Origin of the sequence: Aurantimonas endophytica, from assembly GCF_014196845.1 — a bacterium.
Classification (GTDB): domain Bacteria; phylum Pseudomonadota; class Alphaproteobacteria; order Rhizobiales; family Rhizobiaceae; genus Aurantimonas; species Aurantimonas endophytica.
Genome location: NZ_JACIEM010000006.1, coordinates 133,604 through 152,448 on the forward strand (window position 1 = coordinate 133,604; position 18,845 = coordinate 152,448).

Annotated in this window: 14 protein-coding genes and 1 tRNA gene; 8 read left to right on the plus strand and 7 right to left on the minus strand. The window is 66.4% G+C overall.

What is annotated here, in order from left to right; translation table 11 throughout:
* The first annotated feature begins 72 nt into the window (after nt 1-72).
* From GGR03_RS21055 to GGR03_RS21070, 4 genes are read left to right on the plus strand one after another with little or no spacing between them, the layout of a single operon-like run.
* Entirely contained in the window at nt 73-1,242 is a 1,170-nt protein-coding gene (locus GGR03_RS21055) for an efflux RND transporter periplasmic adaptor subunit (protein ID WP_183210763.1), read from the plus strand.
* Nucleotides 1,209-1,925: an ABC transporter ATP-binding protein gene (locus GGR03_RS21060; RefSeq protein WP_183210764.1), complete on the plus strand. Its 717-nt coding sequence runs from the start codon at nt 1,209-1,211 to the stop codon at nt 1,923-1,925. The genes GGR03_RS21055 and GGR03_RS21060 overlap by 34 nt, the downstream gene beginning before the upstream one ends.
* Nucleotides 1,922-3,064: an ABC transporter permease gene (locus tag GGR03_RS21065; protein ID WP_183210765.1), complete on the plus strand. Its 1,143-nt coding sequence runs from the start codon at nt 1,922-1,924 to the stop codon at nt 3,062-3,064. Before GGR03_RS21060 ends, GGR03_RS21065 begins: the two co-directional genes overlap by 4 nt.
* Nucleotides 3,065-3,068: 4 nt before the next feature.
* Nucleotides 3,069-4,268: an ABC transporter permease gene (locus GGR03_RS21070; RefSeq protein WP_183210766.1), complete on the plus strand. Its 1,200-nt coding sequence runs from the start codon at nt 3,069-3,071 to the stop codon at nt 4,266-4,268.
* A gap of 223 nt (nt 4,269-4,491) precedes the next feature.
* Here the strand turns inward: GGR03_RS21070 and GGR03_RS21075 are convergent, their stop codons facing one another.
* A complete protein-coding gene (locus GGR03_RS21075) occupies nt 4,492-4,974 on the minus strand; it encodes a VOC family protein (RefSeq protein WP_183210767.1) in 483 nt (160 codons plus the stop codon).
* A 475-nt stretch (nt 4,975-5,449) separates the two neighbouring features.
* Between GGR03_RS21075 and GGR03_RS21080 the strand changes: the two genes are divergently transcribed.
* Nucleotides 5,450-6,448: a helix-turn-helix domain-containing protein gene (locus tag GGR03_RS21080; protein WP_183210768.1), complete on the plus strand. Its 999-nt coding sequence runs from the start codon at nt 5,450-5,452 to the stop codon at nt 6,446-6,448.
* A 142-nt stretch (nt 6,449-6,590) separates the two neighbouring features.
* A complete protein-coding gene (locus GGR03_RS21085) occupies nt 6,591-7,340 on the plus strand; it encodes an SDR family oxidoreductase (protein WP_183210769.1) in 750 nt (249 codons plus the stop codon).
* A gap of 644 nt (nt 7,341-7,984) precedes the next feature.
* Here GGR03_RS21085 and GGR03_RS21090 read toward each other — a convergent pair.
* From GGR03_RS21090 to GGR03_RS21105, 4 genes are all read right to left on the minus strand, one after another.
* On the minus strand, nt 7,985-8,647 hold the full coding sequence (locus tag GGR03_RS21090) for a DUF924 family protein (RefSeq protein WP_183210770.1): 663 nt from the start codon (nt 8,645-8,647) through the stop codon (nt 7,985-7,987).
* A 252-nt stretch (nt 8,648-8,899) separates the two neighbouring features.
* Nucleotides 8,900-8,976: transfer RNA gene (locus tag GGR03_RS21095), tRNA-Arg, on the minus strand.
* A 171-nt stretch (nt 8,977-9,147) separates the two neighbouring features.
* Nucleotides 9,148-10,542 carry a hypothetical protein gene (locus GGR03_RS21100; protein WP_183210771.1) on the minus strand — a complete coding sequence of 465 codons (1,395 nt, stop codon included), beginning with the start codon at nt 10,540-10,542 and terminating at the stop codon, nt 9,148-9,150.
* Between the two features lie 77 nt (nt 10,543-10,619).
* Nucleotides 10,620-11,252 (minus strand): hypothetical protein, encoded by a 633-nt coding sequence (locus GGR03_RS21105; RefSeq protein ID WP_183210772.1) that lies wholly within the window; start codon nt 11,250-11,252, stop codon nt 10,620-10,622.
* Between the two features lie 449 nt (nt 11,253-11,701).
* On the opposite strand from GGR03_RS21105, the gene GGR03_RS21110 reads away from it, so the two are divergent.
* Nucleotides 11,702-12,853 (plus strand): GNAT family N-acetyltransferase/peptidase C39 family protein, encoded by a 1,152-nt coding sequence (locus tag GGR03_RS21110; protein ID WP_183210773.1) that lies wholly within the window; start codon nt 11,702-11,704, stop codon nt 12,851-12,853.
* An 8-nt stretch (nt 12,854-12,861) separates the two neighbouring features.
* Nucleotides 12,862-14,316 carry a RimK family protein gene (locus GGR03_RS21115; RefSeq protein WP_183210774.1) on the plus strand — a complete coding sequence of 485 codons (1,455 nt, stop codon included), beginning with the start codon at nt 12,862-12,864 and terminating at the stop codon, nt 14,314-14,316.
* A gap of 36 nt (nt 14,317-14,352) precedes the next feature.
* On the opposite strand, the gene GGR03_RS21120 is transcribed toward GGR03_RS21115, so the two are convergent.
* Together GGR03_RS21120 and GGR03_RS21125 are read right to left on the minus strand one after the other, a co-directional pair.
* Nucleotides 14,353-15,252: a response regulator transcription factor gene (locus GGR03_RS21120; RefSeq protein WP_183210775.1), complete on the minus strand. Its 900-nt coding sequence runs from the start codon at nt 15,250-15,252 to the stop codon at nt 14,353-14,355.
* Nucleotides 15,242-18,604 carry a hybrid sensor histidine kinase/response regulator gene (locus GGR03_RS21125; RefSeq protein WP_183210776.1) on the minus strand — a complete coding sequence of 1,121 codons (3,363 nt, stop codon included), beginning with the start codon at nt 18,602-18,604 and terminating at the stop codon, nt 15,242-15,244. Before GGR03_RS21125 ends, GGR03_RS21120 begins: the two co-directional genes overlap by 11 nt.
* Between the last annotated feature and the right edge of the window lie 241 nt (nt 18,605-18,845).

The window sequence follows — 18,845 nt, forward strand, 5'->3', positions numbered from 1 at the left end:
TGATCGCGATCTCGGACGTCCTCGATCCTGTTCGAGGTCGAACAGTGGAGGACCGCCGGCCATCGTCGGGGCATGAACGCTCACGCCCATCCCGACCCCCGCCTGTTCGAGAAGCTGAACGCTCTCTCCCTGACCTCTGCCCCGTCCGGCTCCCGTCCGCGGGTGCGTCGCGGCGGATGGGCCCTTCCCGTGCTCGGCGTTCTCGCGCTCGTCGCGATGGGCGTCGCGGCCGTCCCTATCCTGTCCGGAGTCCGGTTCGACACGGTCCTCGACACATCCGACTGGAGTGCCATCGGTGCCTCGCCGTCGGATGCATCGGGCTCCTCTCGGGCAACGAGGACGGCGCTGACGGATTTCGCGGCAACTGGAACTCCCGTTCCCCCGCCGCCTCCCGCCGCGTCCGTCGTCACCGGCTCCGGCCATGTCGTCGCGCTTGCGGAGGCCAGGGTCCATCCCCGGCGCGGCGGCACGATCGCCTGGCTTGCTGCAGATGTCGGCACTGTCGTGACGGCGGGTCAGGTCCTCCTGCGGCTCGACGATCCCGAAACGAGCTTCGCGCAGCAGGCGGCTGAACTCGCACGGGACCGCGCGCGGCTCGTCCTCGCCGCCCGCCGCCTCGATCAGGACGAGGCGCAAACCGCCGCCCGGCGCTTGGCGGGGCTGGCGAGGAGCGGTGCCGTCAACGCGCAGATGGCGATCGATGCCGACAGCGCGGCCAGGCGGGCGGCCAACCTCGTCGACCAGGGCGTGCAGGATGTGGCCGAGGCCGACCTCGCTCTCGACCGGGGGCGACAGGCCGTCTCCGAACTCACCATCACCGCCCCCATCGCAGGCATCGTGACGGCCCGGGGCGCGCGTCTCGGCGAGACCGTCCTCGCCCAGCTCGACGCACGCGGCGACGCCCCGCTCTTCACGATCACCGACCCGGACCGTCTCGGCATCGACGTCGACATCGCCGAGACCGCCATCGCCGCCATGCGGCCCGCCCTTCGCGGCGAGGCGGTGCTCGACGGCTATCCCCGACCATCCCTTCGCCGTCGAGATCGTCCGGATAGCGCCCGTCGCCTCGGCCGAGCGGGGGACCGTCACGCTGCGCCTGTCGCCTCTCGCGCCGCCGCCCGGCATCCGCCCTGCCATGGCCGTGCGGGTCCGCATCGAGACGGATGCCGCCGTCAACGCCGCCGCCACCAGCCAAGGACACTGACAAGATGGACGCCGAGAATAGCCCCTTCATCGCCCTGACGGGCGTCACCAAGAGCTTCGGCAAGGGCAAGGACAGGATCGCGATCTTCTCCGATCTCTCGCTGACCATTCCCCGCGGCGACTTCGTTGCCATCATGGGTCCGTCAGGATCCGGAAAGTCGACGCTGCTCAACCTCCTCGCCGGTCTCGACGGCGTCGACGCCGGCCGGGTCGCGATCGACGGATGCGACATCGGCGCGATGGGCGAAGGGAACCGGGCCGGCTGGCGGACGCAGACCCTCGGCATCGTCTTCCAGTTCTACAATCTCCTTCCGATGCTGACGGCGGCCGAGAACGTCGAGCTGCCGCTCCTCCTGAAAGATCTCTCCCGCCGGGAGCGGCGCGAACGCGTCGAGACCGTTCTCGACCTCGTCGGTCTGTCCGGGCGGGCGAGGCACTATCCGCGCCAGATGTCCGGCGGACAGCAGCAACGTGTCGGCATAGCGCGTGCGATCGTCGGCGACCCCGCGCTCCTCCTCTGCGACGAGCCGACCGGCGATCTCGACCGCCGCTCCGCTGACGAGGCGCTGGAGATGCTCGGCCTTCTCAACCGTGACCTCGGCAAGACCATCGTTATGGTGACGCACGATCCCGCCGCCGCCTCGGCCGCCCGGCGAACGCTCCATCTCGACAAGGGCGTCTTCCGGGACGCGTCCGGGATCGGGGAAGGAGCCGTGCAATGAGCTTCTTTCGTCTCATGCGGCTGAACGCCTGGCGCAGGCCGCTGCGTACCGTCCTGATGATGCTCTGCGTAGCCGTCGCCTTCCTCATCCACGGCCTCGGCGCGGGCTTTCTCGCGGGCTTGCAAGGGTCGGGAGGCGCGGACGAGAGCCGCCTCGTCGTCGCCAGCCGCAGCGGCCGGGCACAGCCTCTGCCGCTCAGCCATTTCGCCCGCATCGCCGCCGATCCCGACGTCGCGTCCGCCGCCTATTCCGCCCGCATCCGCGGCTTCGTCGAGACGGAGCGGAACGTCGTCGTCGCCAGCGCCGTCGATCCCGCGGCCATGGCCGCGGCGATGGGCGACGAGCTTGGGCTGACGACGGATCTCCTCGCCGCGCTGGCGGGGGCGCGCGACCGGGTGCTGGTCGGCCGGGCGCTGGCAGAGACCATGGGCTGGAGCGTCGGCCGGCGCGTCGCCCTTACGCCCTTCCAGACGATGCGGGCGGACGGCGCGAGGACCTGGAGCTTCGAGATCGCCGGGATCTTCGACGGCGCGCGGGCCGACGTCGACACCCACTTCATGCTGGCCCGCTACGACTATCTGAACGCCGCCAGAGCCGGGGACCGGGACACGGTCGACGGCATCGTCGTCGTGCCGCGCCCCGGCGTGTCGCCAGGCGTCCTCGCCGCCAGGATCGACGCGATGTTCGCAAGCTCCGCGGCTCCGACGCGGACGCAGTCGGAGAAGGCGTTCCTCGAGGCACTGATCCGCCAGATCGCCGATTTCGGCCTGATCGTGACCCTCGTCACATCGGCCGCCTTCGTCACGATCCTGATGATCGTGGTCAACACCATGGCCTTCGCGATCCGCGAGCGGACCTTCGAGATCGGCGTCCTCAAGGTGCTGGGCTTCTCGCCGCGCCGGGTCATGGCGCTGGTGCTGGGCGAGACGCTCTTCGTTTTCCTCGTCGGAGGGCTTGCGGGCCTCGGCCTCGCCAAGGCCGGCTCGCTCCTCCTCGGCGCCGAACTCGGACTCGCCCTGCCGCCGTTGGCGCTGGCGAAGGCCGTCCTCATCCTCCTCGCTCTCGGCCTCTTTGCGGGTCTCGTACCCGCGGCACAAGCCGTGCGGATTCCCATCGCCAACGCCCTGAAGTCGAGGTGATCCCGTGTCCACCATTCCACGCCAAATGCTCGTCCTCACTCGAGCCTCGCTCGCCAGCCTGCCGCGCCGGACCGCGATCTCGCTCTCCATGGTCCTCTCGGTCGCCCTCGTCGTCGCCGTGCTGATCGGCTTTCTGTCCATGGCGGACGGGCTTCGCCAGACGCTCGGCGCCGGCGGGTCGCCCGATGTCGCCATCATCCTCGGCGGCGGCGGCACCCAGGAGGTCGGCTCCAGCATCCCCCCGGAAGCCGCCCGCAGCATCCAGGCGGCCGGCACGTCCGGCGGCATCGCGAGCGACCCGGCCGGACGCCTCCTTCTCTCGCGCGAGATCGTCGTTCCGGTGGAGGCGACGGGCGCGGACGGCACGCCGCGGATGATCGCGCTCCGGGGCATGGAGGCGGCAGGCCCGGCCCTGCGCTCGAGCACGTCGATGAGTGACGGCCGATCCTTTGCGCCGGGGTCGCGTGACATCGTGGTCGGCGTCCGCCTCGCCCGCGATCTCGGCGGCCTCGCGCCGGGGCAGCAGATCCGCCTCGGCCCGGTCGAATGGACCGTCGCGGGCATCCTCTCGGCCGACGGGGGCATCGCGGAGTCCGAGATCTGGGCCGACCTCGACGTTGTCCGCTCGTCCTTCGACCGCCTGGGCGAGATCCAGACGCTGCGCGTCCGGCTTGCCGGGCCGGTCGGGCTTGCAGCGCTTCAGGCCGCGTTGCAGTCGACATCGACGACACCGCTGATCGCCGTTTCCGAGGCCGAATTCCTGGCGGGGCAGTCCGCGCGGACGGAGCGTCTCGTCACCCTCTTCGGCTGGCCGATCGCCCTCCTGATGGCGGTCGGCGCGACGGCCGGCGCGCTCAACACGATGATGAGCTCGGTCTCGGACCGTTCGGTCGAGATCGCAACGCTTCGCGTCCTCGGCTTCAGCCGCCTGGCGGCCTTCACCGCGACCTTCACTGAAGCGGCGCTGCTCTCGCTTGCCGGAGGCGTGCTCGGCGCCTTCGCATCCTGGGCGATCCTCGACGGCTGGCAGGCCTCGACGCTTGGGGCCAACGACACGCAACTCGCCTTCCAGCTCAGCGTCACGCCCCTCGCCATGCTCCAGGCCGGGGCCCTCGCCATCCTCATAGGATGCGTAGGCGGTGCACTGCCCGCCTTCGCCGCGACACGGTTGCCGCTCGTCTCGGCGCTACGGGGCAATGGCTGACGTGTCCAGGACACGGTTACGCTGCGCGCATCCTGTGGCGGGGTGCCGACCGGCCGGCGCCCCGGCGCGTGCGCGATACGGTGGCCGCCGCCCGTCGTTCTGCCTGGCTCGGATCAGATCTGACACTCCGGCGCTCCCGCCTTCGGCCAGAGACCCTGGCAGGCCCCGTGAAACCATGAACGGATCGGCATCGCCAGGGGCGTCGCGGGGGATCGCCTCACGCTCATGGGCCTCTCGCCGCCGCCTCGAGCGTGGCGATGTCGATCTTCCCCATCGTCAGCATCGCATCGAAGACACGTTTCGCCTTGCCTCGGTCGGAACCCGTCGTTAGGTCGAGCAGCAGCCTCGGCGTGATCTGCCACGAATGGCCCCAGCGGTCCTTGCACCAGCCGCAGGCGCTTTCCTTGCCGCCATTGCCGACGATCGCATTCCAGTATCGGTCGGTTTCTTCCTGGTCCTCGGGGATGACCATGAAGGAAACGGACTCGTTCGGCGTGAAGTTCGGGCCGCCGTTGAGGCCGACGAACTTGCGGCCGAGCACGGTGAACTCCACGGTCAGCTCGCTGCCCTCCCTGCCGCCGGGATAGTCAGCCGCGGCCGCATTCACCCGCCCGACCCGGCTGTCGGGAAAGACCGTGGCGTAGAATTCCGCTGCCTTCTTCGCTTCGCCGTGGTCGAACCACAGGCAGGTGACGAGTTCGGTCATGTCCGTTCTCCTCATTTCGAACGGGGTGCGCTACCCGCGGTCGATCTTACAGGCACCTCGTCACCTGTCCGCCCGCAGGCTCGGGTACGGAACTGGGAGTGAGCAGGCAGCCGCCGAACTGGTCGGCTGTATCGAGGCTCGGGCCCGCCCCCGACTCGCAGAACCCTGAATGAAATGTAGAGTTCCGCTCGGCGCGATGGGGAGAAAGAGGGCTTGTACGGCTCTCTTTCCAGATCAGCTCAGGGTCCGCCTTACGGCGTTGTTGCCCTGACCCCGCCATCCGGCACTTGTCGCGGGCCAGACGCCACGCCTTCTCCGGCCCGTGGAGATAATTTATCACTATCGGGGGGATTGAGGTCCGGATGCCTGCGAACGGAGCGGACGCGTCGGCGTTGCAACGGCCGCCGCCGGACGACGTGCTGCGGGCCGTGGCGCGTGGGACATGCCGGCTGACCTGAGACACGCGGTATTTGTCATGAAGACAGTAGATTCTGACGAGCCGGGAGCACACCTTTCCGGAGCCAACCGGGCCGGAGACAGGCTCCCCGTTGCGTCACCCGTGTCTCTCCCAGACGAAGCGCCACCGGATCGGACTTCCCCCCGTGCTCTCGGGGAATATGTCGCTGGCCGCACTCTGGTGAGCGGCGACGGTCCGGCATGGGCCGACCTGTTCGTGCAGGTCTACTCCCGGAACGACAATCAGGAACCGTTTCTCGTACCGGCTGTCGCGGAACCACTGATCGTCTGGATCATGTCCGGGCAAGCCATCGTCGAAGAACGAGACTTGCAGGGAGAATGGCTCGCCAGTCACGTCGGAGTCGACGACTTCTTCCTGACCCGTTCCCCGACACCCTATGAGATGCGGTGGCGATCGACAGGCGCCGACCCTTTCCAGGTCATGCACCTTTATCTGTCTGTCCCGCTGTTCGAGCGTGTCGCCTGCGAGGTGCTCGGCCGCGTCGCTCCTCCGGTACTGCGCGACATATCCGGCGGCAAGGACGAGCAGCTGTCACACCTTCTGGCCCTGATCCGTCAGGAGCTTACTGCCGGAGGCAAGGGAAGCCACCTGTTCATCCAAGGCCTTGCCCAGAGCCTTGCGGTCCACCTGATCCGGACCTACGCCTCGGGCGAGACAAGCGACGACAGGCATAACGCGCTGCCCGGCTTCAAGCTTCGGCGGGCGGTTGCGCATCTCGAAGAACATCTGGCGGAGCCGTTCAGTCTCGCGCATCTGGCGGAAGCAGTCGGCATGAGCGCGTTCCACTTCAGCCGTCTGTTCAAGAAGGCGACAGGGCTTTCGCCGTCCCGCCATCTCATCCGCCAGCGCATTGCGAAGGCGCAGCAGCTTCTGCAGGAGACGGATTTGAGCATTATCGAGATCGGCACGTCCGTGGGCTATTCGAGCCCGAGCCACTTCGCCCAGGTCTTCCGGCGCGAGACCGGTCTGCCGCCAAGCCACTATCGCCGTGGCTAAGGTTTCGGCTGATGCAATTCGAGCAAGATCGCGACAGGTCGAGCAAGGGTCCGTGAGAAGGCCGGGAAAGAAAGGCTTAGTTCCCTCCCTGTGAGACTAAGCGTCGACAGCGGCGCTGATCTCAAGACAAGGAGTGAAGACAATGACCAACCTTAACGGAAAGATCGCCCTGGTGACCGGCGCATCGAGCGGCATCGGCGCTGCGACCGCTGCAAGACTCGCCGAAGCAGGTGCCAAAGTCGGTATCGCTGCTCGCCGCATCGAGAAGCTCGAGGGTCTCAAGAGGCAGATCGAAGCCAAGGGCGGTGAAGCTCAGGTCATCGAGATGGATGTCGTCGACCCGGCCTCGATCGAAGCGGGCGTCAAGAAGCTCGTCGATGCCTATGGCGCGATCGACATCCTCGTCAACAATGCCGGCCTTATGCCGCTCTCCGATATCGACCAGTTCAAGGTCGACGAATGGCACCGGATGGTGGACGTGAACGTGAAGGGCCTGCTCAACACCACGGCCGCCGTTCTTCCCGAGATGATCAAGCAGCGTTCTGGCCATATCTTCAATATGTCCTCGATCGCAGGCCGCAAGGTTTTCAAGGGTCTCGCGGTCTACTGCGCCACCAAGCATGCTGTCGCGGCCTTCTCCGACGGCCTGCGGATGGAGGTCGGCCAGAAGCACAATATCCGCGTGACCTGCATTCAGCCCGGCGCGGTCGCCACCGAACTCTACGACCACATCACGGATCCCGGCTATCGCCAGCAGATGGACGAGCTGTCGGGCCAGATGACCTTCCTTCAAGGAGAGGATATCGGCGACACGATCGTCTTCGCGGCCGAGGCCCCGGCTCATGTCGATGTCGCCGAGCTGTTCGTCATGCCTGTCGAACAAGGTTGGTGACGAGCCGGCTCCCGACAGGTCCCCGCCTCGGTGCGGGGACCTGTCGGGGAGGATGAAGGCGATCCCCGCATCTCAGAACGATCGCCGGAGCCGCGCCCGATCGTGATGGTCTCCACCCGCGATGACGGAAAGCCCAATGGGATGACGATGAGCTTCCATAGGGTGATCATGTCGCCGTCGGAGGCCGAGGCCGTTTTTGCGGCAGAATGGTGAGAGCTTGCTGCAGCCAACCAAGGAAAGCATCCGCTCCCACTCCTCGGCGCTGCCTTCAACAGCGCTATGTGGGGCGCGACGGCGGCCTCGAGGAAAGCGAACTACCCTCGTTGCTCGATCGCTAACGCTCCGTTGGGATATGACCAATGGCGTCGCCGCCAAGGGAAGCCGTGGAAAAGGCCAGCCCGGATCGACAAGCAATGCGCGCTAGCCGGTGCTACCCGAACATTTCAGGGGCTGGAGACCAATAGCCAACCCATTGGAAATAATTGGTGCGCCGGGCAGGATGAAACCAGGTACCAGTACATCATTGTACGTACTTTATAATTTCTGGGCGACGATCCGGTCGTTGCCAGCCCTAGTGGGGCGATAATCCAGACTGGTCGGCATTCGGGCGGTAAAAAAGGATGGTCAGGCTCGGGCGATGGGTATCACGCGTCTGGGGACGGAACTCCAGGCTTCGTGGTGTGCGGAAAATCGCCAGTAGCGATGTAGTCCAATTCCTCTGGCGTGCTGTCGCGCCCGAGAACCGCATTGCGGTGGGGGTGGCGACCGAAGCGGGCGATCACCGCGCGATGCTTGCGTGGTTGGCCCGCGCCCATCACGCTGACCTGCCGCAGGTGCGGCGGCGCCTCGTCGATGAGGCGGTCCGCGATGGCGATGGCGATATCGAGGTTCGCGAGGTGGTCGGCCGGATCGGCGCATTCGCAGTGTTCCAGCGGGATCTTGAAGGCGGTCTTCTGCCAGACGTTCTCCAGCGCGTCGAAATGGCCGTTCCTCAGCCCTTCCAGGCAAAGGTCTCGAGCCTTCTCGTCGTAGGCATAAGCGCGCGGCGTGCCCGCCCAGACCGACCGGGTAAACTGATCGAAGATCAGAATCAGAGCCAGTCGCCCCATGGGCGTATCTGCCCAATGGTCCAGTTCGCCCGCAGCGGCGCCTGTCGTGAGGTCGGAGAATCGCCTGATCACCTCATCATTGGCGCCACCTCGCATACGCCAGCTCCACAGACGCATGTGCTCGTCTGCTGTCGGCGCATCGCCATCGGGGAACCAAAAGGCGACGATGTCTTCGGGGATATGGTCCTGGGTGTGCATTGGCGTCCGGTTCCTGTCTTCCGGGGCAATGAAAGACACGTTGAACCCCTCAACGGATTATTGTCGGGTGCTCAATGCGCGAGTATTGCGGATGCGCACAGGAATTACCATCGTCGCTACGCCCGCCGAACCGCTCCCCGGATCTGGCTCTGGTATGGCGATGAAGGATCATCCCCGGCAGCATTGGCTCAGTGTCCGCTTCGGGCCGATGGCGAGCGATGGTGCCCAGCTTTATTCTGGATTGGTGGATTTTGGTGCACCCGACAGGATTCGAACCTGTGACCTCTGCCTTCGGAGGGCAGCGCTCTATCCAGCTGAGCTACGGGTGCGAGGGCCGCCGCGAGGGCGGGCCGGATATCGTCACTCGATAACCGATCCGGCCGGCGCCCGCAAGGAAGCTTCGCGCGTCGCGAGACGCGAGCCTCAGCCAAGCCGGGGCTCGCCTCCGGCAGCCCTCGCTGCGGACAGGAGAAGTCCGATACCGGAATGTCCTCGTACGATCAGGAAACGTCGAGGATGATGACACTCAACGGTTCGACGAGGCTTCCGGGAGCGGGAAACTGGCTTCTCACCCTGGCACCTGGACGACTCGCATCGCCGCGGACCTCAGGCTGCACTCCGCTGCGAAGCGTCACGAAGAAGAAATCCCCCAATTCCCGCGGGTCGAGCCCCAGTGCGTCCATGTCGTTGCCGAGAAACGCCAGGCAGTGGTCGACGCCCTCCATCTGGATGCACGCCAGCAGACCGACGACGGGATCGGCCATCTGTCCGACCAAATTGGGCATGGCATTCGGGGCGGACAGCGAGCCCGCCGACTCCCTCTTCACGAGCGGCGGCAGGACAGGCTCGGCGAGCGGGGGAGAGAGCGAACCCGGATCGAAGAACTGGGGCGGATTGATCTGTCCTTTCGACAACCTGACTGCATGCGACGTCACCGCATTCATCAGTTTCGTGTAAGCGGCGGACACGCCCAGAAGATCGCTGGCAGGAGGAGGGTCCTGGAAGAACTCCGGAAACCTCAGGGCGAATTCGACGTCGTTGCGCGTCTGGATGTAACGCAGTTTCTTCTCCCTCGCGTCGGCGAGAGCCTCCAGGAAAGCCTCCTGCTCAGTGGGGGTCGGGACGGGTAGGGGAATCGTGTCGTATGTCGCGACCTCGGTCTCGTAAGCGGAGGCACTCGCCTCGGCGATTTCCGGGAACTTTTTGTATCGCTCGATGACCTCTTCGATGGTCACGGTGGGCGAGATCGTCGAGCCCGATCCCGCACGCTGATACATAACGGACGTAAATTCTGATCGGCTCGAAGCGCTGTTCTTTGTTTTCTCGAACTCCAGCTTGAACTCTCCGGACGCGACCAGACCGTTGTATTCGGCCTGCAGCGCAGCAGCGAGAGCGGTCTGCGTGGCTGTCGAGACGGAGGTGATGCGCACCACGGCGTAGAATTCTCCACCTGTCTGCAGACCCCTGACGAAGCTGTCTCCGAACGCGCGCTCGAATTTCTCCATCTGCAGGGAATCCAGAAGAGCCTTGGCTTCCGCCGTGATGCGGAAATTGCGTCCTCGAACCAGCGGGTTCTCGACGACGACGCTCGCGACCACGAAGGTCGACATGGAGTTGTAGTTGGTCCGCTCCGAGAACTGCGCCTTGGCCGACCCTGCCACGAGCCCGTACCGACCCTGCGCCTCGAACGACATGCCTAGCGCTTCCTGGAGTTCTTCATGCGTGGAGATGATCGAGATCGACGAGGCCACCTCCGCCCCGGTCGCGGCGGGATTGGCCTGGATGGTGAAGCCCTCCAGGGCGCTGCCCACGGCCTGACCCGTCCGGCTGTTGAACCCCATGCCTATTTCCTCGTCGTTGAAGGCCAGACGACGAACCTGCGGTACCTCCGGCATGGCAATCTCCAGACGAAGAAACGATCGGCTGGCCCGCGCTATCTTGGGCTCTGCGTAATGATGAAGAACGGGCCGATCTAGAACTGGTTTGAGCTGGAAACGATACGAAAGCTGTTCGACTGATCCGTCCGCCAACTGACGACTATCCAGCCATCGGGCCCTGCCGCCTCTTCGGCTGAGGCCTGGGCCTGTTCCAGCGACATGAAGAGCGGCGACATCGACATGGTGCAGTCTTCGGAGGAAAGGTCGAGATTCACGCCGGAGAAGAACTCCAGAGACCCAGTTCCGAGCGCTTCGAGCGTCGCCGTGATCTCATCTCCGAGGCCGGGAAGCACCTGCTCCGCGGGGAGCGAATGATGCGCGGACGTTCCGACCGAGACAATAACCACCAGAAGGCCCGCGAATGCCCCTGCCAGACCTGCCAGATGACGTGCGTGCCAGCCGGCGTGCAGCAGATGCGCCCCATCGATTGCCAGAGCCACCCCATGGCCGGGGCTCCCTTCCAAAGCAGCGACGCATGGAGAATCGAAGGCAATGCCGTTTTCCGCTACGTCCGCGCCGACTGCGACCCCGTCATTGAATGCATCGAAGTCTTCTTCGGAGATGGAATCGCTGGGGACCGGAGAGGTGATCGCGGCCAATCCGTTGCAGAAACCCTCAGCCCAGGCAGCTTCCTTGAAGGGCACCGCCTCGAATGGATTGCGGATCATCACTTATCCTTAACCTAGACATATCTGGTAAGCGAACGCTCCAGATAAAAAGGAAAGCCGGATTTTGAATATTAGCGAAGACAATATTACACCTATCATTACCTTGCGTCAATCAAGCGGGCTGAAATTACTCCGTCGGGCTTCATTGCTGAATTGTGGCGATGGACCTGGCTCTTCGCAAAGACGGCAGTCTCCGATGCATTTGAGACGGGCTGGCGTGCGAGAATGGATCTCGCTCGCGATGCTGAAGGCGGCGAGCTGCAATTGCGCCGAAAATGCCGACCGATCGCAAAGTGAATATTGCCGGCCCGCAAACGGTGCGGATCACTGTCCTCCGGGCAGGGCGCGTTAGACACCGCAGCCGGGCGCGGAGATTCCCGTCGCCTTCCGGCGTGGTGCGATCTATAGATGCGCGCACCGGCGCCAGTGTGGCGTCACTGGCTTCACCGATGTCGCACGCGTCCCGCTCCGTCTCGCCCGTCGCCGACCTCGTCCTGCGGCGTGCCGGCCCCGACGACGTCGAGCGGCTCGAGCGTCTGGAGAATGCGGCGTTCGACGCCGACCGGATCTCCCGCCGTTCCTTCCGGCGGCTGGTCGCTGCGTCCAGCGCCATTCTGCTCGTCGCCGAGACCACCGGGGCCGGTCCCGACGCCCCGTTCGCCGGCTATGCGGCGCTGCTGCTGCGGCGCGGCACCGGCCTTGCCCGCCTCTACTCCCTCGCGGTCGCGCCGGATGCGGCGGGAGCCGGCGTCGGCCGGGCGCTTCTCGAGGCGGCCGAGAAGGCAGCCTACGAGAGCGACCGCATCGCGCTGCGGCTGGAAGTGCGCGAGGACAATGCCCGCGCGCTGTCGCTCTACCGGTCGGCAGGCTACCGCAGGATCGGCAGGAGCCTCGACTATTATGCCGACCACAGCCCGGCGCTGCGCTTCGAGAAGACGCTGCGCGGCGAGACGGCGATCGATACGGGCGTTCCCTATTATGCCCAGACCACCGATTTCACCTGCGGTGCCTGCTGCCTGATGATGGCGATGGCGCGCGACGTGGCGGACTTCCCCCTCGAGCCAGTCACCGAAATCCGGCTGTGGCGGGAGGCGACGACCGTCTTCATGATGTCCGGTCCCGGCGGCTGCGACCCCTACGGCCTGGCGGTGGCGGCGCACGAATTCGGTCTCGACGCGCAGATCCACGTCTCCGAGCCGGGCGACCTGTTCCTCGAGAGCGTCCGCAGCGCCGAAAAGCAGATGGTGATGGCGCTTGCCCAGGAGGATTTCCGCCGCCGCGCGGTCTCCTACGGCATTCCGGTGCTGATCCGGCCGTTCACCCTGATGGACCTGCGCGCCGCGATCGCCGCGGGAAAGACCGCGGTGGTGCTGATCTCCGGCTACCACATGTTCGACAAGAAGGTGCCGCACTGGGTCCTCGCCCACGGGGACGACGGACGCCACATCGTCATCCACGACCCCTGGGTGGCCGACGAACGCGGCGAGACGGCCGCGGACGCGGCCAGCCTGCCGATCCCCTACGAGACCTTCGACCGGATCGCCCGCTTCGGCAAGGTGGGGCTTCGGGCGGCCGTCTTCCTTTCCAGACGCGAGGCCTGAGTTCCGTCATGTCGCAATGGGTGGTGCTGGTCGGCCGGGCGGCCGATCTCGACAACGGCCTGACGCCGCACAAGATCATGACCAGCCGCGACTATCTGGCGCGACCGGTCCTGTTCCAAGGCCAGCGGCCGAAGATCATCAATTTGTCGCGCTCCTACGCCTACCAGAGCCGCGGCTACTATGCCTCGCTGCTCGCCGAAGCGCGCGGCCACCGCATCATTCCCTCCGTCGAGACGATGATCGACCTGTCGGAGAGGAAACTCTACGAGAACGCTTTGCCGGAGCTCGACGCCGTCCTCGGCAAGGCGCTTGGTGATGCGCCACTGCCGCAATCGCCGATCCGGATCTATTTCGGCTATGGCGAGGATCCGCGCCTCGAGCGCTTCGCCAAGCTGGTGTTCGACTGGTTCCGCGCGCCGGCGCTGGAGATCCACCTGGAAACAAGAGCCGGACGCCCGGCGATCAAGCGCATCGGCTTCGCCTCGCTCGGCAAGCTCGATGCGACCCAGATGGAGCGGCTGCTGGCGGCGATGGCCCGGCACACGGCGCGCGAATGGCGCGAGGCGAAGGCCAAGACGCCGGCGAAATACGCCTTCGCGACCCTCTACGACCCCAAGGAGACGCTGCCGCCCTCCTCGGTCGCCAGCCTCAAGCACTGGGCGCGCATCGCCGGGCGGCTCGGCGTCGATGTCGAGCCGATCACCCGCAAGGACCTGCCGCGGCTCGCCAATTTCGACGCGCTGTTCATCCGCGAGACGACGTCGATCTCCAACCACACCTACCGCTTCGCTCGGCGCGCCATGCAGGAGGGGATGCCGGTCATCGACGACCCGATCTCGATGATCCGCTGCACCAACAAGGTCTACTGCAACGAGCTGATGGCGCAGAACGGCATCGCGACGCCGCCCTCGGTGATGATCGGCAGCAAGGAGGACCTGGTGCGCGCGGCCGACCTGCTCGGCTTCCCGATGGTGCTGAAGATCCCCGACGGCTCGTTCTCGCGCGGCGTCAAGAAGGTCGACGACAAGGCCGGGCTGGAAGCCTTGGCGACGTCCTGGCTCGAGGACAGCGACCTCCTGATCGCGCAGAAATTCATGCCGACCCGCTTCGACTGGCGCATCGGCGTTCTCGGCGGCGAGCCGCTCTTCGCCGTGCAGTATCTGATGGCCGGCGAACACTGGCAGATCATCAATCACGAGGCGGGCGGGCGGCCGCTGGAAGGCGGGTTCCGGGCGTTCTCGCTGGCCGACGCGCCGCCGCACGTGCTCGATGCCGGGCTGAAGGGCGCCCGCTGCATCGGCGACGGGCTCTACGGCGTCGACCTCAAGGAGACCGACGACGGCGTCTTCCTCATCGAGATCAACGACAACCCCAATCTCGAGCACGGCGTCGAGGACGCCGCCGAGAAGGACGAGGTCTGGACCCGGCTCACCCGCTGGTTCATCGACCGGATCGAGCGGTAGCGGGGCGGGCGGCGCCGCTGAACTCCGGCTCTGCCCTTAGCGGCGTTCGGCCAGGAGGTTCATCGCCGAGGCGGTGGCGGAGGAGCGGTTCTCGACGCCGAGCTTGCGGAAGATCGTTTCGAGATGCTTGTTCACCGTGCGCGGGCTCAGCGCCAGGATCTCGGCGACGTCGCGGTTGGACTTGCCTCTAGCGATCCACAGCAGCACCTCGGCTTCCCGCGCGGTGAGGCCGAAGCCGTCGCGGAGCGCCGCGGCGTCGGTCTCGTCGCCTTCGATCCGCGACAGCCGCAGCAGGAACTCGTCCGCGCCGATCTGCCCGAGCAGGGCGAAGCCGAGGCCGGGATTGCCGGGATGGCGCGCCGCCTCGCCCCGGCGCAGGCGCTGAAGCTCGCTCGCCAGTGCGCCGGGCAGGGGGTCGGCCTCGCCTTCGCCGGTCAGCAGCCGACGCGCCTGCGGCGTCATCCAGCGCACCGTGCCGTCGCCGTCGACGGCGAGCAGGAACCGCCCCGTCGTGTCGAGCGCCAGGCGCGCGGCACGGGTCATGCGGGCGTTTTCCTGGTGGACGCGCATCCGCGCCAGGATCTGCTCGATCACCACCGGCTTGGTGACGTAGTCGACCCCGCCGACGGCGAAGGCGTGGACGATGTGCTCGGTCTCGCTGAGCCCGGTCATGAAGATCACCGGGACGTGGGCGAGCGAGGCGTCCTGCTTCAGCCGGCGGCAGGTCTCGAACCCGTCCATGCCGGGCATCACTGCGTCGAGCAGCACCACGTCCGGGGTGATGCGCCGGGCTATGGCGATCGCCTTGCCGCCGTCGAGCGCGACGAGCACGGTGAGGCCCTGTTCCTCGAGCGCCGTGGTCAGGAACTCGATCGTCTCGGGCGAATCGTCGACGACGAGGACGATGCGGCGGGGGGCGGCGCCGTCACAAGGCATCGTCGAGGCCCTCGATGAAGCCGAGGCACGCGTCGAGGTCGAAGCGATCCACGCGGCTGCGGATGCGGGCGACGAAGCGTTGGGTTCGCGGTTGCCGCGAAGCGAGGTCGTCGAGCTTGGCATGGATCCCTCTGACGAAGCCGATTTGCAGGAGTGAGACGAGATCGCGCAGGTCCCCCCGGTCGGGAATCTCGAACGCTTCGAGCTCGACCTCCCCGGGAACCGAAGCCCCGACCGGCGCATCGTCGTAGAGCCAGGCGACGCCCAGCAGCCGGCGCACGCTTTCGAGCAGCATCGGCACGGCCAGCGGCTTGCCGATCCAGTCGTCGCAGAGCCGCATGTCCGGCGAGGCGGGACGCGCGTCGGCCGACAGCATGGCGATCGGCGTGTCGACGCCGCTCTCGCGCAGCCTCGTGGCGAGTTCCCAGCCGTTCATGCCGGGCATGGTGATGTCGACGATCAGGAGATCCGGCTCGGCCAGCGGCACCAGCTTGAGACAGGCCGCGCCGCCTTCGACGGTGAGCACGGTGAAGCCGAGCGGCGACAGGATCTCTTCCAGCAGCTGGCGGTGCGCCGGCTCGTCGTCGACGGCGAGCACCGTCATCCGGCGGCCGGCATAGCCGACGATCCGCCGCTCGCGGGAGACGGCGATCGGCATGGCGCTGACCGAGGGGAGGAACAGCCGCACGGCGAAGATGCTGCCCTGGCCGGGCGTGCTGGTGACGCGGATGTCGCCGCCGAGGATTTCGGTCAGGAGCTTGGTGATGGTGAGCCCGAGCCCGGTGCCGGGCACCGCGCTGGCGCCGCCCTCCAGTCGTTCGAACGGCTCGAAGATGCGCGTCAGGTCCTTCGCCGCCATGCCGGGGCCGGTATCGACGACCCGGAACTCGGCCACCTGGCTGCGATAGCTCACCCGGAGCGTGACGGAGCCTTCATGGGTGAACTTGATGGCATTGGAGAGGAGGTTGATCAGGATCTGCCGCAGCCGCTTCTCGTCGCCGCGGACGAAATCCGGCAGCGTCCGCTCGACCTCGAACGCAAAGCCGATCCCGGCGCCGTCGGCCTGCAGGCGGAACATCTCGACGATCTCGCCGAGCAGGGGCCCGAGCGCGATCTGGTCGCGATAGACCTGCAGCTTGCCGGCCTCGATCCGCGAGATGTCGAGGAGCCCGTCGATCAGCCCCGCCAGATGCTCGCCACTGCGGCGGATCACCTTGACCGCGCCGCGGCGCTTGCCCGGCAGGGCCGGGTCCTGCTCGAGGATCTGCGCGAAGCCGAGGATCGAATTCAGCGGCGTCCGCAGTTCGTGGCTCATGCCGACGAGAAAGCGCGTCTTGGCAAGGCTTGCCGCCTCGGCCTTTTCCTTGGCGAGCTGCAGTTCGGCGTCGGTGCGCCGGTGCGCGTCGATCTCCTGGGTCAGGAGCAGGGTCTGCCGGCTGGATTCCTCCTGGGCGACGCGGCGGCTGGCATGGGCAAGCACGAACAGCCACGAGGCGACGCCGGCGACGATGACGAAGACGGCGAAGACCCGCACCAGGATCGCGGTTATCGTCGCTTGGTTGTGCGGCTGGTCGAGGCTCGCCTGGAAGCCGATCAGCGCCAGGATGCTGCCGGTGACCGCCAGCATCGTCACGAAGATCGCAAGGTAATGGCCGCGCGGTGAGTCGGCGAAACCGGCGAGGCGTTCCGAGACGTTGCGGCGCAACGCCCCGACCACCTGCTCGCGCACCCGGCTGTCGGTCTTGCAGAGATCGTGGCAGCGCGCGTCGAGCGAGCAGCAGAGCGAGCAGATCGGACCGGAATAGGCCGGGCAGGAGGCCATGTCCTCGGCCTCGAAATGATGCTCGCAGATGCAGCAGGCGATAGTCGGCAGCCCGGCCCAGTCCTCGCGCGGGCGGCGCGCGATATAGTAGCGGCCGCCCGTCGCCAGCGCGATCAGCGGCGAGGCGACGAAGGCGGTGCCGATTGCCGCGAAGGCGGCGAGCGCGCTCATCGTCTCGCCGAACAGGCCGGTGTGGCAGAGGCTGGCGACGAGGATGCCGGCGCCCATGGCGCCGAAGCCGACGGGATTGATGTCGTAGAGATGCGCTCGCTTGAACTCGATGTGCCGGGGCGACAGGCCGAGCGGCTTGTTGACGACGAGGTCGGCCACCAAAGCGGCCACCCACGACACCGCGAGAATGGCGTAGAGGCCGAGGATCTCCTCCAGCGCGCGCAGGATGCCCATCTCCATCAGCATCAGCGCGATGGCGACGTTGAACACCAGCCAGACGACGCGGCCAGGATGGCTGTGGGTCAGGCGCGAGAAGAAGTTCGACCAGGCGATCGAGCCGGCATAGGCGTTGGTGACGTTGATCTTCATCTGCGCGATGACGACGAAGATCCCGGTGGCGGCGATCACCAGCGCCTCCTGGGAGAAGACGTGGCCGAAGGCGACGCGGTACATCTCGGTCGGGTGCTGGGCGGTCTCCGCCGGCAGGCCCTGGCTGACGACCAGCACCGCCAGCAGCGAGCCGGCAAGGATCTTCACCGCCCCGATCAGGATCCAGCCGGGACCGCCGGCGATCAGTGCGCTCCACCAGCCGAGCTGCGTCTCGCGCGTGCGGCGCGGCATGAAGCGCAGGAAATCGACCTGCTCGCCGATCTGCGCCGTCAGCGCGAAGAGGATCGCCGTGGCGCTGCCGAAGAGCAGGACGTCGAAGCCGCCACCGGCCGGGCTGCGGACGCCCTCATAGGCCTGCCACTCCTCGAGCGGCAGCGCGCCCTGGGCGGCGAGGAAGACGAAGGGTGCGAGGTTGAGGATGATCCAGGCCGGCTGGGTCCACATCTGGAACCGGCTGATCAGGGTGATTCCGTGGGTGACGATCGGGATCACCGCGACGGCGCAGACGACGTAGCCCGCCCAGAGCGGGAGGCCGAGCATCATCTCCAGCGCCATCGCCATGATGGCCGCCTCGATGGCGAAGAAGATGAAGGTGAAGCAGGCGTAGATCAGCGAGGTGACGGTGGAGCCGAGATAGCCGAAGCCGGCGCCGCGGGTCAGAAGGTCGATGTCGACGCCGTATTTCGCCGCATAGAAGCTGATCGGCAGCCCGGCGCCGAAGATCAGCAGCGCCACGACGAGGATCGCCGGCAGGGCGTTGTCGAAGCCGTAATGCAGCGTCACCGTGCCGCCGATGGCTTCCAGCGCCAGGAACGAGATGCCACCGCAGGCCGTCATCGCGAGCTGCCAGGGAGACCAGCGGCGGCCGCGCTTGGCAGTGAAGCGCAGCGCGTAATCCTCGAGCGTTTCGTCCGCGACCCACTGATTGTAGCTCCGCCGAACCCGGAGTATGCGCTGCGGCGCCGTCATTCCATTCGCGCCCTCCTGCCGATACTCGTGTCGTCTCGCGACAATTCAATCCCCCCAGCATTTCTGCTGATTAGTAATCAAGACTTGCAGTTATATGCGCTGCACGTTTCTTGGTCAGGATGCAGATTTTCATTGCACTCGAATAATCGATCGGAATTCGACGTTCCCCGCGCCGCGCGTGATTAGCGCATGTCATCATCGCCAAGTCACGCGGTTTCGGAATACGTAATTTGACGTATTG